A 14,662-nucleotide genomic window follows, 5' to 3' on the forward strand; every position below is an offset into this window, starting at 1 on the left:
CTCACTCCGGTTCCGGCAGACGGATGCTGGCGCAGGCCTGCGCCGCGAGTCCCTCGCCGCGCCCGGTGAAGCCCAGGCGCTCCGAGGTCGTGGCCTTGACCCCGACCTGGTCGAGCCGCAGGCCGGCGATCGCGGCGATGCGGGCACGGATCGCATCGCGATGCGGGCCGAGCTTCGGCGCCTCGCAGATGATCGTCAGATCGAGATGGTCGATCTTCCCGCCGCGGGCTGCGACGCGCTCCGCCGCGAAGGCGAGGAAGCGGTCGGAGGAGGCGCCGCGCCATTGCGGGTCGCTCGGCGGGAAATGGCTGCCGATATCACCATCGGCAAGGGCGCCGAGCAGCGCATCGGTCAAGGCATGCAGGCCGACATCGCCGTCGGAATGCGCGGTGACGCCACGCGAATGAGGAATGCTGACGCCGCCGATCCAGACATGGTCGCCATCGGCGAAGGCGTGCACATCGTAGCCGGTTCCGATTCGGGGCACGAGATTGCGCCCCAGCCGCAGCTCGGCGGCAGTGAAGTCTTCGGGATGGGTGAGCTTCAGGTTCATCGGGTCTCCAGCGAAGGTCGCGACCTCGTGGCCGGCCCATTCCATCAGGGCGGAATCGTCGGTGAAGCCGTGAGCGCCTGCCGCGAAGGCCGCGTCATGCGCGGCGAGCAGGGGCGCGAAGGCGAAGGCCTGCGGCGTTTGCACCGAGACGAGGCGATCGCGCGGCGGGGTCTCGACGATGCGGCCGTCGGCATCGAGCCGCTTCACCGTATCGGTCAGGGCGAGGGCGGGGACGGCAGCCTGCGTCTTGCGGGCGGCGATGAGCGCCCTGTGGACCAGTTCGGGCGAGACGAGGGCGCGGGCGGCGTCGTGCACCAGCACGGCTCCGGCGAAGCCTGCCTCGGACAGCGCCTTCAGTCCGGCCCGGACCGAAGCCTGGCGGGTTTCGCCGCCATGGGTCGGCGGCAGCAGGCGCGCGCGCTCGGCTTCGCCTAGTTCCGCGACGGCATTGCGATAGCGCGCATCGTCCCTGGCGCCGATCACCACCAGAACGGGGCCGATGCGGGCTTCGGCCAGGAAGGGCGCGAGCGCACGGCAGAGCACGGGCTGACCGCCGAGACGGCGGTATTGCTTGGGCGCCTCGGCGCCGGCGCGCAGGCCGCGGCCGGCGGCGACGATCAGGGCGGCTACGGCCATGGTCATGAATGCGTCGGAAGCTCCGGATTCTGCTGGTGCTGGGTGATAGGCCGCGCAGCGCCGATAGCCAAGCGGCCTGCCGGCCCGATGGTCTGTGCCGACCTTGCTGCACATCGAAAATGCAGTCGCGGCCATCGGTGTGCGACCATGGTGCAATGCAGCATTGTCGAGAATTCCCTTGCGCAGCGCAGCAGATGTCCAATAAATCACCATAATGGAATCTGCCTCAAAATCAGGCGATGCGGTTGCGGCCATCGGCGGGCTGATGCCGACCGCCCGTGCCTTCCTCGCGCCGATGTCGGGCGTGACCGATGTGGTCATGCGCCGGATCAGCGCGCGCTTCGGCGCCGGCCTGGTCGTTTCCGAGATGATCGCCTCGGACGAGCTGGTGCGGGGCAGCGAGGAAGCGCGCCTGCGGGCCGAGGGCTCGGGCGTGACACCGCATGTGGTGCAGCTCGCCGGCTGCGAGGCGCGCTGGCTCGCCGAGGCGGCGCAGGTCGCCGAAGCCTCGGGAGCCGAGATCGTAGACATCAATATGGGCTGCCCGGCCAAGAAGGTCGTCGGAGGCTGGGCCGGCTCGGCGCTGATGCGCGATCTCGACCATGCGATCGGGCTGGTCGAGGCCGTGGTCGCGGCCGTGAAGGTGCCCGTCACCGTCAAGATGCGGCTCGGTTGGGACGATGCCTCGCGCAATGCGCCTGAGCTCGCACGGCGTGCCGTCGCGGCCGGGGCTGCGGCGATCACCGTGCATGGCCGCACGCGCCAGCAATTCTACAAGGGCGTCGCCGATTGGGCGGCGATCGCGCCGGTACGCGCCGCAGGTGCCTTTCCGCTGGTGGCCAATGGGGACATCGCGACCGCGGCGCAGGCGCGCGACTGCCTCGAACAGTCCGGCGCCGATTATGTGATGATCGGCCGTGCCGCGCTGGGACGTCCCTGGCTGCCCGGCCAGATCGGCGCGGTGCTCGCCGGACGCGAGCCCGAGGCGATCGCCGTCGAGACCAAGGCCGAATTGGCGCGCGAGCATTATGAGGGCCTGCTGTCGCTGATGGGGCGGGAGGTCGGCGTCCGCCATGCCCGCAAGCATCTGGCCGCCTATGCCGACGAGGCGCTGGCCTGCGGGCTCGAGCCCGATGAGCAGGCGCGGCGCGAGCTCCTGACCACGGTCGAGCCGTCCCGCGCGCTCGCGGCGCTCGACCGCCTGTTTTCGACCGAGCGCCTCGGCGCAGCCGCCTGAACCACAGGGGAAACCGCGTATGACCATGGCGATATTCGGCGAAAGCAGAGAGACGCCGGGCGGCGCATTGTTCGATTCTCTCGAGATCCAGGCGCTCAACGTGCTGCCCATGCCGGTCGTCGTGGTCGGGGAGGAGCATGCCGTGCTCTATGCCAATACGGCAGCCGAGGATTTCTTCCAGGCCAGCGCCGTCGTGCTGAAGCGCCAGCGGCTCCAGGATCTGATCGCCTTCGGTTCGCCGGTCCTGGCCCTCGTCGACGAGGTTCAGCGGCGCGGCGCCGGCGTCAGCGAGTACCGGCTCGAACTCGGCTCGCCCCGGCTCGGGCTCGACCGGATCGTCGACGTCTTCGCCTCGCCGCTGCCGGGGCAGCCGGAAGCGGTGGTGCTTCTGCTGCAAGAACGGACAATTGCCGAAAAAATGGACAGGCAGTTGACGCATCGCGGAGCAGCCCGCTCGATCACCGCGCTCGGCGCGATGCTGGCGCATGAGATCAAGAACCCGCTCTCCGGCATTCGCGGCGCAGCGCAACTCCTCGAGACCTCGGTGCCGGATGAAGACCGGTTGCTGACGCAGCTGATCTGCGACGAGGCCGACCGGATCGTGAAGTTGGTCGAGCGCGTCGAATTGTTCGGCGACGAGCGGCCGAGCGAGCGCGGCCCGGTCAACGTCCATGACGTGCTCGACCATGTGAAGCGGCTGGCGCAGTCGGGCTTCGCACGGCATATCCGTTTCAGCGAGGCCTATGACCCGTCTCTGCCGCCGGTCTCCGGCAGCCGCGATCAGCTCGTCCAGGTGCTGCTCAATCTGGTCAAGAACGCCGCCGAAGCGATCGGCTCCGATGCGATCGACGGCGAGATCACGCTGACCACAGCCTATCGGCCGGGCATCCGCATGCAGGCGCCGGGATCGCATGCGCGGCTCGCTCTGCCGCTGGAGATCGGCGTGCGCGACAACGGCCCGGGCGTCCCTGCCGATCTGCACGCCCATCTGTTCGATCCCTTCGTCACCACCAAGGCTCAGGGCAGTGGCCTTGGACTTGCACTCGTCGCCAAGGTGATCGGCGATCACGGCGGAATCGTCGAGTGCGAGTCCGTGCCGCGACGTACGACATTTCGGATCCGACTGCCCCTGCACGAAGCGCGCGAGCGTCAGGCAGGCTAAGCGCCACCAGGAAGCAGAGCTGCATGCCGACGGGTAACATTCTCATCGCGGATGACGACGCCGCCATCCGCACGGTCCTCAACCAGGCGCTCGCTCGCGCCGGCTACGAGGTCAGAACCACCGGACAGGCGGCAACCTTGTGGACCTGGGCGGCCCAGGGGCTCGGCGACCTGATCATCACCGACGTCGTCATGCCCGACGGCAACGCTTTCGATCTGCTGCCGCGGATCAAGCGGGTTCGGCCCGAGCTGCCGATCATCGTGATGAGCGCGCAGAACACCTTCATGACCGCGATCAAGGCCTCCGAGCGCGGCGCCTATGAATATCTGCCCAAGCCTTTCGACCTGAAGGAACTGGTCGCGATCGTCGGCCGCGCCCTGTCGCGCCCGCGCGGCGAGGTCGGGCGCGGGCACGCGGCTGAGCCCGACGACATCCCGCTGATCGGCCGCTCGCCGGCCATGCAGGACGTCTACCGCGCGCTGGCACGGCTGATGCCGATCGACCTCACCGTGATGATCAACGGCGAATCCGGGACCGGCAAGGAGCTGGTGGCGCGGGCGCTCCACGATTACGGCAAGCGCCGCAACGGGCCCTTCGTCGCGATCAACATGGCGGCGATCCCGAAGGACCTGATCGAGTCCGAGCTGTTCGGCCATGAGAAGGGCGCCTTCACCGGAGCGCTGACCCGCTCCTCCGGGCGCTTCGAGCAGGCCGAGGGCGGCACGCTCTTCCTCGACGAGATCGGCGATATGCCGATGGAGGCCCAGACGCGGCTGCTGCGCGTGCTCCAGCAGGGCGAATACACCACGGTCGGGGGGCGCACGCCGATCAAGACCAATGTCCGCATCGTCGCCGCGACCAACAAGGATCTGCGCATCTCGATCGCGCATGGGCTGTTCCGCGAGGATCTGTTTTTCCGGCTGAACGTCGTGCCGATCCGCCTGCCGCCGCTGCGCGAGCGGGTCGAGGACGTGCCGGACCTCGTCCGCCATTTCTTCGGCCTGGTCGAGAAGGAAGGCCTGCCGCGCAAGCAGATCGATTCCGAGGCGATGGACGTGATGCGGCGCTATCGCTGGCCGGGCAATGTCCGCGAGCTGGAAAACCTCGTCCGGCGGCTGGCGGCACTCTATCCGCAGGAGACAATCACGGCGCCGATCGTCGAGGCGGAGCTGCAACCTGCCGCGGCGACGCCGAACTATGCCGGCTCCGGCGGCGGGCAGGAACGCGCGGAGACGCTTTCAGGCTCGATGGAGCGTCATCTCACCCAGTATTTTTCGGGTTTCGGCGACCATGTCCCGCCTCCGGGGCTCTATCATCGTATCCTGCGCGAGATCGAGCCGCCTTTGATCGCGGCAGCGCTGGCGGCGACCCGCGGCAACCAGATCCGCGCCGCCGAGCTGCTCGGCCTGAACCGCAACACCCTGCGCAAGAAGATCCGCGAGCTCGACATGCAGGTGGTGCGCTCGCCGCGTTGAGGCTGCGGGCGAAGATGATGGAGCATTTTTCGAGCGAACAGGGTGGCGCCTGGCGTGAAGAAAACGCTCCAGGCCAGTCACCTCGCAGCCGACTGCGTTACGAGCCCCTGCATGGCGATCGGCTGGATCGATATCTTGCCGACGAACGGCCTGTCATGCGCCAGGACCACGAAATAGGCCGCAGCGGCGACCAGCACATAGATCTGCGAGGCCAGGATCTGCATCCGGAAGGTGTGGCTGTGGCAGATAATGATCAATAGCAGGGTCGCCGTCGATATCAGCCACATCGCGCTCCATTGCGCCCAGGTCGTACCGGCCCGGGAGGCTGCGAGGCGGGCGAGCCGGGCGTGCCGGATCTCCAGCAATTGACCGAGCAGCGGTGAATAGCTCGTCCCGTCGCCCAGCGCGCGATTCTGCCGGGCGATCAGGTCGATCGCGCCAAGCAGGTGCTTTTCCGACTGATCGTAGACCTTGTCGTCGAGCGGCGTGCTCCTGGCCATGGCTGGCCAGTCGGTCGCGATGACGTCCTTGAGATAGGCTTGCAGACCGCCGTTCAACCGGCTCTGCACCTCGTCCGGCAAGCCGGCCGAAACGACCAAGGCGTTCTCGACGGCATCGGCCTCGCGCTGAACCGCAGTGCGGGCGGAGACGGCGTCGTTCCAGATGCCCGCCGCCGAGAAGGCGACGATCAGGGCAAAGAGCGCGCCGCAGGCATTGATGAGGGAATCGCGAATCGGCAGCGGCTCGCTCAACCGGTAGCCCATGCGCGGCACGGCGAACCGGACGAGGCCGATCAGCAGCCAACAGATCGCAGTGCTGATCGACCAGACGACCAGGAACATCGCGGCCAACGGTAGTTGATGGAAGGCGATGAGCATGATGGCCTCTGGGATCCGTCTTATGCGCAGGCTAGAGACAGTCTGCGAGGGGGCATAGAGGCCCTATCCGGGCTTCAACAGATTGGCTTTCACGGAGCTCCAGCCGGCAAGGTTTCCTGCCTTGCCCGTGTCATATTTTGACAACACCGTTGCGGCGGCGCATCAGAGCGTCCGTTCGCCCGGCCCGCATTCCGACGGGGGGCGTCCAAGGAGCTTCGACCTCGTCTTGACTGCCTCGATCGGCGACCTTCGCATGACGCCGCGTACGGAAGAGCCTCCCAGGCGTTTCTCGGCCTGGCTCGGGGCGACGGTGGTCTGCTTCGCCCTGGTTTCCGGGCTTGCGACCTTCCTCGTCCTGGCCGGCGCGACACCGGTGGCGCCGGTCCATGAGGTCGTGCTCGGCCTGTTCGTCCTCAACGGCTTCCTGATCCTGCTGCTGCTGGTCATCGTCGCCATCGAGGCGGCGGTGCTGATCCGCGCCCGGCGGGCGGGCGTCGCGGCCGCCGGCCTGCATGTGCGCATCGTCAGCCTGTTCAGCATCGTCGCCGCCCTGCCGGCCGCTCTGGTCGCCGTGGTCGCGACCGTCACCTTGGAGCGCGGCCTCGAGCCCTGGTTCTCGGACCGGATGCGCGATGTGATCTTCAAGTCGGTCGAGGTCGCCGATGCCTATACGGCGAACCAGTGCCGCTCGCTCGGCCGGGAAATCCGCCTGCTGGCGGACGATCTCGCGCGCGCCAAGCCGGCCTTCGACGTGGATCGGCCCTGGTTCGAGAATTTCCTGACGGCGCGCGCCACGGCGCTGGGCCTGCCGGTGGTCTGGATCATGAAGCCACCGGACACTGTGCTGGTGCGGGCCAATATCGACGTGCTGCGCGGCGCCAGCAAACCCGATGCCGCCGCTTTCGAGGATGCCCAGACTTCGCCGGAGCCGATCTGTGTCGTGCCGTCGACAGGACGGATCTTCGGCGCGTTGGTGAAGCTCGCCTCCTATGACGGTGCATTTCTTTATGTCGCGCGCGAGGTCGACCCGCTGGCGGTCGAGTTCCCGGCGGTCGCCCGGGCGGCGGCGGTGGAGTATCTCGGCATCGATGCGCGTCGCAAAGGCGTGCAGATCGCCTTCGCCTCGATGTACGGGCTGATCGCGGTGATCCTCCTGCTCTCGGCGAGTTGGCTCGGGCTGAACTTCGCCAACGGATTGGTGGCGCCGATCCGACGGATGATCCACGCCACCGATCAGGTCTCCAGCGGCAATTTCTACGTGCAGGTGCCGATCCGGCGAGCCGAGGGCGACCTCGCCCATCTCGGCGAGACCTTCAACAAGATGACGGCCGAGCTCCGGCGGCAGCGCGACGGGCTGGTGACGGCGAGCGAGGTGATCGACCGCCGACGGCGCTTCACCGAGACCGTTCTGTCCGGCGTCTCATCGGGCGTGCTCAGCCTGGACGAGGGCGGGCATGTGACGATCAGCAACCGCTCCGCCGACGCTCTGCTCGGGACGGGCGGGCGCCTGCTCGGGCAGCCGATCGCCGAGATTGCGCCGGAGGTCGCGGAGTTCGTCTCGGAGGCGATGGCCAACCGCCAACGCATGAGCTCCGGTCAGGTCGTGATCACGCGCGGCGGACGCGACCGCATGGTCAACATCCGGGCCGTGCGCGAAGGCGAGGGGGCCGGTGCCGGACTGGTCGTGACGCTGGACGACATCACGGATCTCGTCACGGCGCAGCGCACGGCGGCCTGGGCCGATGTGGCGCGCCGGATCGCGCATGAGATCAAGAATCCGCTGACGCCGATCCAGCTTTCGGCGGAGCGCATCCGCCGCAAATTCGGCCGGGTCATCGTCGAGGACAAGGAGATCTTCGATCAATGCACGGCGACGATCGTGCGCCAGGTCGACGATATCCGCCGCATGGTCGACGAATTCTCCTCCTTCGCGCGCATGCCGAAGCCTTCTTTGGCGCGGGAGGACATCGTCGAGACGGTGCGCCAGATCGTCTTCCTGATGCGCGTCGGCAATCCCGAACTCATCATTGCCGACCGCCTGCCGGCCGAGCCGCTGCTCGCCCAGTTCGATCGCCGGCTGATGTCGCAGGCGCTGACCAATGTCATCAAGAACGCGACCGAGGCGATCGAGGCGGTGCCGGGCGAGGAGCGCGGCAAGGGCCGCATCGATATCTCCCTGGAACGCCACGGCGATGGCCGAATCGTTATCGACATCTTCGACAACGGCAAGGGTCTGCCGGCCGACCAGCGCCACAAGCTGCTGGAGCCCTATATGACGACCCGCGACGGCGGCACCGGTCTCGGCCTCGCCATCGTAGGCAAGATCCTCGAGGACCATGGCGGCGGCATCGAGCTGCTCGACCGGCCCGACAACGCCCGCGGCGCGCATGTCAGGCTCTGGTTCGTCGAGACCGGGCCGGCGGAGAGCGGCGAAGTGAACTCAGAAACGCGCAATAGACCGGCGGAAACAGCCGGAGGACAGATGAACGGGACCAAGGCATGAGCGCTGACATTCTCGTCGTCGACGACGAGGCCGATATTCGCGAACTCGTCGCCGGCCTGCTGGAGGACGAGGGCTACCGGACACGCAAGGCGGGTTCGGCCGACGAGGCCCTGGCGGCGATCGCCGCGCGGCGGCCGAATCTGGTCTTTCTCGACATCTGGCTGCAGGGCAGCCGGCTCGACGGGTTGCAGGTGCTGGAGCTGATCAAGGAGAGCCATCCCGAGCTCGCCGTGGTGATGATCTCCGGCCATGGCAACATCGAGACCGCGGTCTCGGCGATCAAGCACGGCGCCTACGACTTCATCGAGAAGCCGTTCAAGGCTGACAGGCTGGTGCTCGTCGCCGAGCGCGCGCTCGAGGCGTCGCGACTGCGTCGCGAGGTGCGAGACCTCAAGACGCGTTCGGTCCAGGCGAGCCGGATCGTCGGCCGTTCGAGCGCGATCAATCAGCTCAGGCAGACGCTGGAACGTGTGGCGCCGACGAATGCGCGCGTGCTGATCACTGGCGAGCCCGGTTGCGGCAAGGAGCTGACGGCGCGGACGCTGCACGAAGCCTCGACCCGTTCCGGCGGCCCGTTCATCGTGATCAACGCGGCGACGATCACGCCCGAGACGATGGAAGAGGAGCTCTTCGGCGTCGAAGGCGGCGAGGGGCGCTCGCGCCGGGTCGGTGCGCTCGAGGAGGCGCATGGCGGCTCGCTTTACATCGACGAGATCGGCGACATGCCGCGCGAGACCCAGAACCGGATCCTGCGCGTGCTGGTCGACCAGAACTTCCAGCGCGTCGGCGGCGCGACGCGCGTCCATGTCGACGTCAGGATCATCTCCTCGAGCAGCCGCGATCTCGTCAGGCTGATCGCCGAAGGGCAATTGCGCGAGGATCTCTACCATCGCCTCGGCGTGGTGCCGATCCGGGTGCCGGCGCTGTCGGAGCGACGCGAGGACGTGCCCGAGCTGATCGAGTTCTTCATGGAGCAGATCTCGGTGGCCAGCGGCCTGCCCAAGCGCCGCATCGGCGGCGATGCCATGGCGATCCTGCAATCGCATGAATGGCCCGGCAATGTCCGTGAGCTCCGCAACAATGTCGAGCGCCTGATGATCCTGACCAAGGGCGATCCCGGTGCTGAGATCACCGTGGAGATGCTGCCGGCCGAGGTTGGAGCGATGGTGCCGACCACGCCGTCGGGAGCGGGCGGCGAAAAGCTGATGAGCCTGCCGCTGCGCGACGCCCGCGAGATTTTCGAGCGGGAGTATCTGATGGCGCAGATCGCCCGCTTCTCGGGCAACATCTCGCGCACGGCGGAATTCATCGGCATGGAGCGCTCAGCCCTTCATCGCAAGCTGAAATCGCTGGGAGTGGGGTAGCATAGCGCGTCCGCAATGCGTTTCACGCAGGGCGGTCGCCTAAAATTGTTGCACCGCAACCCTTGCGCGACATCGCGCCCTCACGATCTAATGGAGCGTCGGTGTTCCGAGGCTCGGCGGCTGTCGCCGTGCTCCCAACGGAACGATCTGGATCGCATGCGCAAGCCGATTGCGATCCCAACAACAGAGGCACAACATGGCCGCAGAGCGGGCTCAGAATCTCCAGGACACGTTTCTCAACCACGTCCGCAAACAGAAGATTCCCCTCACCATTTTCCTCGTGAACGGCGTGAAGCTTCAGGGCGTCGTCACCTGGTTCGACAATTTCTGCGTGCTGCTGCGCCGCGATGGCCATTCGCAGCTCGTCTACAAGCATGCGATCTCGACGATCATGCCGGGTCACCCCGTGCAGCTGTTCGAGTCCGAGGAACAGGAAAAGGCCTGAGCCATGGCCGGAAAGGCCGGGAGTGATTCCGACGCGTCGATCGCCAAGCCGATCGATGCGGCGGAGCACGCCATTGCGGCCGATACCCGCGCCTTCGTCGTCGGCCCCTATCCGGCCCGCTCCCTTCCGGGCCGGGCCGGCGCGGCTGACGAGAACCAGCGCAGTCATGCGGCACGCCTCGACGAGGCGATAGGCCTCGCCGGCGCGATCGACCTGCAGGTGGTCGAGGCGATCCAGGTCATGCTGAGCGCGCTGCGGCCCGCGACCTATCTCGGCAAGGGCAAGGTCGAGGAGCTGGCGGAACGGGTGAAGCTCGAGGAGATCGGGCTCGTCGTGATGGACTGCGCCCTCTCGCCGGTGCAGCAGCGCAATCTCGAAAAGGCCTTCGGCTGCAAGGTCATCGACCGGACCGGCCTGATCCTCGAGATCTTCGGCCGGCGCGCCCGTACGCGTGAAGGCACGCTGCAGGTCGAGCTCGCGCATCTCAATTATCAGAAGAGCCGGCTCGTGCGGTCCTGGACCCATCTCGAGCGCCAGCGCGGCGGCTTCGGCTTCCTCGGCGGCCCCGGTGAAACCCAGATCGAGGCCGACAGGCGGGTCATCCAGGAGCGGATGACCAAGATCGAGCGCGACCTCGAGACAGTGAAGCGCACACGCTCACTGCATCGCGCCAGCCGCAAGCGCGTGCCTTATCCGATCGTTGCGCTCGTCGGCTACACCAATGCCGGCAAGTCGACATTGTTCAACCGCCTGACCTCGGCCGAGGTCCTGGCGCAGGACATGCTGTTCGCCACGCTCGATCCGACGGCGCGGGCGCTGAAGCTGCCGCATGGCGCCAAGATCCTGCTCTCCGACACGGTCGGCTTCATCTCGGATCTGCCGACCCAGCTCGTCGCCGCCTTCCGCGCGACCTTGGAGGATGCGATCGAGGCGGATGTGCTGCTGCATGTCCGCGACGTCTCGCATGAGGACACGCAGGCCCAGGCCGCGGATGTGCGGGCGATCCTGCGCGATCTCGGCATCGACCCCGATGACGGCCAGCGCGTGATCGAAGTCTGGAACAAGGCCGATCTGCTCGGCGAGGGCGAGCGCGAACGTCAGGCGGCGCTTGCCGGGCTGAGGCCGGAGGCTTCCCGGCCCGTCCTGGTCTCGGCCCTGACCGGCGAGGGGATGACGCGCCTGACCGATGCGATCGAGGCCAGGATCGCGCGGAGCCGCCCGGTCTACCGGCTGGTGCTCGCGCCGGGCGACGGAAAATCGCTGGCCTGGCTGCATGCCAACGGCGAGATTCTGGCGCGCAGCGACGGTGAGGACGGCGCGTTGAGCCTGCTGGTGCGGCTGCCGCCCGAGCGGGAAGGGGCCTTCGCGGCGCGTTTCCCGGAGGCTGAGCCGGAGCGATAGGGCAGCGTCCGAGCAACGCGCGCCATCATCATTCCGGCCGCGCTGCAAAAGGGAGCGCCGGAAGCCATCACAGACCTCAGTGCTCTGCGATGAATTCCGGAGCTGCGCCGCATCGCGGCTTCCCCGGAGCGAGGTTTCGGTCGGCAGGTTCGCTTCGCCCGAACGCTGGAAGCCGGCCTAGTTCAGCTCGGCCTTGTCGAGGCGATAGCGCCCCTTTCGGTCGCGCCGGAAGAATTCGCGCGCCTGGGGATGGCGGATCGGCTGTCCCGTCTCGTCACTGACCAGGTTCTGTTCGGAGACATAGGCGACGTATTCGGTCTCCTCGTTCTCGGCGAACAGATGGTAGAAGGGTTGATCCTTGGACGGGCGCAGATTCTCTGGGATTGCGAGCCACCACTCCTCGGAATTGGAAAAGACCGGATCGACATCGAAGATTACGCCGCGGAACGGGTAAACGCGATGACGTACCACCTGTCCGATGCGGAATTTCGCAGTTCTTGCTTCCATGCTTCTTCGATCTGTTTTTGATATGGCGGGGTTTCACCCCGCCAGAATGCGTCGCCGACCCAAGCCTGACCTAGGATTAGCTCGCCGTCAGGTCAATCTCCGTCGCGGTCACGACTTCGCGTCACAAGCCGTAGCGGGCTGCGAGCGCCGGATCGCGCCCCGCGACCTGCCGCGCCAGATCGACGATGACCTTGGCCTGCTTCCAGGTGGCGTCGTCCTGCATCTTGCCGTCGATCATCACAGCGCCGGAGCCATCCGGCATGGCGTCCAGGATGCGGCGGGCGAAGGCGACCTCGTCCGGGTCCGGGCTGAAGACCCGCTTGGCGATCTCGATCTGGGAGGGATGCAGCGTCCAGGCGCCGGAGCAGCCGAGCAGGAAGGCATTGCGGAATTGTGCCTCGCAGGCGGCGGTGTCCGAGAAATCGCCGAACGGGCCGTAGAACGGCTTCAGGCCAGCTGAGGCGCAGGCGTCGACCATCTTCGCCAGCGTGTAGTGCCAGAGATCCTGCTGGGCTACGGCTCGGGGCCCGCCATTGGCCTGGGGATCGGCGATCACCTTGTATTCAGGGTGGCCGCCGCCGACACGTGTCGTCTTCATCGCACGCGAGGCAGCGAGATCGGCCGGGCCGAGGCTCATGCCATGCATGCGCGGGGAGGCCGTGGCGATCGCATCGACATTCTTGACGCCCTCGGCCGTCTCCAGGATGGCGTGGATCAGCACCGGCTTTCGCAGGGCGTGCCGCGCCTCGTATTGCGCCAGCAGCTGGTCGACGAAGTGGATATCCCAGGGGCCCTCGACCTTCGGCACCATGACGACGTCGAGCTTGCCGCCGATCTCGCTCATGATGGCGGCAATGTCATCGAGGAACCAGGGCGAGTTCAGGGCGTTGACGCGGGTCCAGAGACCGGTGGCGCCGAAATCGGTGGCCTTGGCCAGTTCGATGAAGCCGTCCCGGGCGGCCTGCTTGGCCTCGACCGGAATCGCATCCTCGAGATTGCCGAGCACGATATCGACCTGGCCGGCGAGCTCGGGAACCTTGGCCCGCACCTTTTCGAGATGGGGCGGGACGAAATGGATCATCCGCTCCAGGCGCAGCGGCGGCTCCCGATAGGGCTCCGGCGCACCGATCGCCAGGGGGCGGTAGAACTGGCGGGGCGTCTTCGTGCTCATGCTCGGCTCCATGCTGCGCTGCAGCGAATGTGGCCGAGCATGCTGGCGGCGTCCACTGGGCTTTGGGATGGGGATCTAGGTAAAATTGCCTGGGACTATTTTCTTATTGCAATGATCAGGATAATAATCCTATTCGACGCCCCTTGGTCGGGCGCCGAGGTCCCAGATCAATTCCGGGTGAAAGGTGTCTCGAGCACGATCCTCGGCGCAGGGCCCACGCGGTCGCGCGGTCCGAGCCCGCCGCGGAGCATGGGAGCGTCGCTGGCGAAGCTCGGATCCTGCAGGCTAGCCTCCCGTACACGAATCCGGCGCTGGAAACTGCGCAGTTCGGCCTCGCGATGCGAGATACCTACTCTTGCATCGATCTCGCGCCGCTGCCGCGCGTTGAGATCGGACGAGTCGCGGAAGTCGCGGAAATCGGAGGCGGTATAGGGCCACTTGGTCGAGCCGGCGAAGGTTCGCACCTTGCCGTCGAGAACGACGCTGTCGCCGGGACGCAAGGTAATGTCGCGCAGCAGGGAGACGCGGCGTTCGCCGGGGTTGACGATGGCAGGGCGGCAGGCTGGGTCCGAGGATTGCTCATAGCCATAAGCGACCGGCAGAGCGCGATAGGTCCTGCCGTCCGAGGCGACCGCGCCGTCGATGGTCGCGGCCCCTGCGGCGACCTTGAAGACCTTGACCGGAATGCCGGGATTATTGGCCTGGCAAAGTGCCTCATGCGCCTTCAGATCGCCCTGGCTCCGGAGATAGCCGATCGGCGCGTGGAAGCCGTCGCACAGGCGCACGCAGATGGTGCGCGTCATGTCGGCGGCGCCCGAGACGGTGTCAAAGCGGATCGCCGGTTGTCGGGCGGCCGCGCGCTTCGGCGCGGCTTCACGCCGCATGAACGGGTTCAGCTCGACCTTCGGATGCGCGATCACGCCGTCGGGACGAGCCTGCCAGAGCGGCAGGGTCCAGAGATTGCGCTCGGGGGCATAGGCCCGCGCGGAGGCATAGACCGCTCGCGGCGCAGCCTGGTACCGGGCCTGCCGGGCCGCGGCCTCCTGTCGATGAAAGGCCCTGATTCCGGCGTCGTCCTCGGCCTGGACCAAGGTGACGGTCAGCACCATGCCGCCGGCGCCCAAGGCAAGGCCAAACCCGGTCATCGCCGCCAGGCGCATCAGCTTGCGCCCGCTGCCGGCCCGGCCTGCCGCAGCAGAGGTCGAAGCGAGAGCGATGGCTGCCTTGGGAGCAATCGAATCGATATTACGGACACGAAACACCGCGATCACTCCATCGCTCGCTGGTTCAGCTGTCCGCCGCAAACGAGCCATAATTTACTTTTTGTTAG

At 67.0% G+C, this 14,662-nt stretch carries 12 protein-coding genes; 7 read left to right on the forward strand and 5 right to left on the reverse strand.

The annotated features are described in order from the left end of the window. Position 1 precedes the first annotated feature (1 nt). The gene (locus tag ACWGRX_RS01915) at positions 2–1,189 is read right to left on the reverse strand and encodes a bifunctional 2-C-methyl-D-erythritol 4-phosphate cytidylyltransferase/2-C-methyl-D-erythritol 2,4-cyclodiphosphate synthase (protein WP_452116503.1); all 1,188 of its coding nucleotides are present in this window, start codon (positions 1,187–1,189) and stop codon (positions 2–4) included. Positions 1,190–1,454: 265 nt separating this feature from the next. Here ACWGRX_RS01915 and dusB point away from each other — a divergent pair, with 265 nt between their 5' ends. The 3 genes from dusB (at position 1,455) to ntrC (ending at position 5,063) form a co-directional block, all read left to right on the forward strand. Continuing rightward, positions 1,455–2,426, forward strand: a complete 972-nt coding sequence (gene dusB / locus ACWGRX_RS01920) for a tRNA dihydrouridine synthase DusB (RefSeq protein ID WP_452116198.1) — start codon at positions 1,455–1,457, stop codon at positions 2,424–2,426. A 109-nt stretch (positions 2,427–2,535) separates the two neighbouring features. Next, on the forward strand, positions 2,536–3,588 hold the full coding sequence (locus ACWGRX_RS01925) for a two-component system sensor histidine kinase NtrB (RefSeq protein WP_291641862.1): 1,053 nt from the start codon (positions 2,536–2,538) through the stop codon (positions 3,586–3,588). A gap of 23 nt (positions 3,589–3,611) precedes the next feature. Next, entirely contained in the window at positions 3,612–5,063 is a 1,452-nt protein-coding gene (ntrC, locus tag ACWGRX_RS01930) for a nitrogen regulation protein NR(I) (RefSeq protein WP_452116199.1), read from the forward strand. 77 nt (positions 5,064–5,140) lie between these two features. Here the strand turns inward: ntrC and ACWGRX_RS01935 are convergent, their stop codons facing one another. Next, positions 5,141–5,941 (reverse strand): bestrophin-like domain, encoded by an 801-nt coding sequence (locus ACWGRX_RS01935; RefSeq protein ID WP_452116200.1) that lies wholly within the window; start codon positions 5,939–5,941, stop codon positions 5,141–5,143. A 253-nt stretch (positions 5,942–6,194) separates the two neighbouring features. Here ACWGRX_RS01935 and ACWGRX_RS01940 point away from each other — a divergent pair, with 253 nt between their 5' ends. The 4 genes from ACWGRX_RS01940 (at position 6,195) to hflX (ending at position 11,654) form a co-directional block, all read left to right on the forward strand. Further along, complete coding sequence (locus ACWGRX_RS01940) at positions 6,195–8,444, forward strand: sensor histidine kinase NtrY-like (protein ID WP_452116201.1); 2,250 nt, start codon at positions 6,195–6,197, stop codon at positions 8,442–8,444. Continuing rightward, positions 8,441–9,808 (forward strand): nitrogen assimilation response regulator NtrX, encoded by a 1,368-nt coding sequence (gene ntrX / locus ACWGRX_RS01945; protein WP_291645446.1) that lies wholly within the window; start codon positions 8,441–8,443, stop codon positions 9,806–9,808. The genes ACWGRX_RS01940 and ntrX overlap by 4 nt, the downstream gene beginning before the upstream one ends. Positions 9,809–10,004: 196 nt before the next feature. Continuing rightward, complete coding sequence (gene hfq, locus ACWGRX_RS01950; protein WP_066469118.1) at positions 10,005–10,253, forward strand: RNA chaperone Hfq; 249 nt, start codon at positions 10,005–10,007, stop codon at positions 10,251–10,253. 3 nt (positions 10,254–10,256) lie between these two features. Further along, positions 10,257–11,654 (forward strand): GTPase HflX, encoded by a 1,398-nt coding sequence (gene hflX, locus ACWGRX_RS01955; protein WP_452116202.1) that lies wholly within the window; start codon positions 10,257–10,259, stop codon positions 11,652–11,654. A 177-nt stretch (positions 11,655–11,831) separates the two neighbouring features. Here hflX and hspQ read toward each other — a convergent pair whose 3' ends face one another. The 3 genes from hspQ to ACWGRX_RS01970 all read right to left on the reverse strand — a co-directional run bounded on the left by hspQ (position 11,832) and on the right by ACWGRX_RS01970 (position 14,594). Further along, entirely contained in the window at positions 11,832–12,161 is a 330-nt protein-coding gene (hspQ, locus tag ACWGRX_RS01960) for a heat shock protein HspQ (RefSeq protein ID WP_291641856.1), read from the reverse strand. Between the two features lie 121 nt (positions 12,162–12,282). Next, the gene (locus tag ACWGRX_RS01965) at positions 12,283–13,332 is read right to left on the reverse strand and encodes an HpcH/HpaI aldolase/citrate lyase family protein (protein WP_452116203.1); all 1,050 of its coding nucleotides are present in this window, start codon (positions 13,330–13,332) and stop codon (positions 12,283–12,285) included. Between the two features lie 167 nt (positions 13,333–13,499). Continuing rightward, on the reverse strand, positions 13,500–14,594 hold the full coding sequence (locus tag ACWGRX_RS01970) for a DUF2865 domain-containing protein (protein ID WP_452116204.1): 1,095 nt from the start codon (positions 14,592–14,594) through the stop codon (positions 13,500–13,502). Positions 14,595–14,662: the final 68 nt, after the last annotated feature.

It is taken from the genome of Allobosea sp. NPDC055594, from assembly GCF_053618995.1.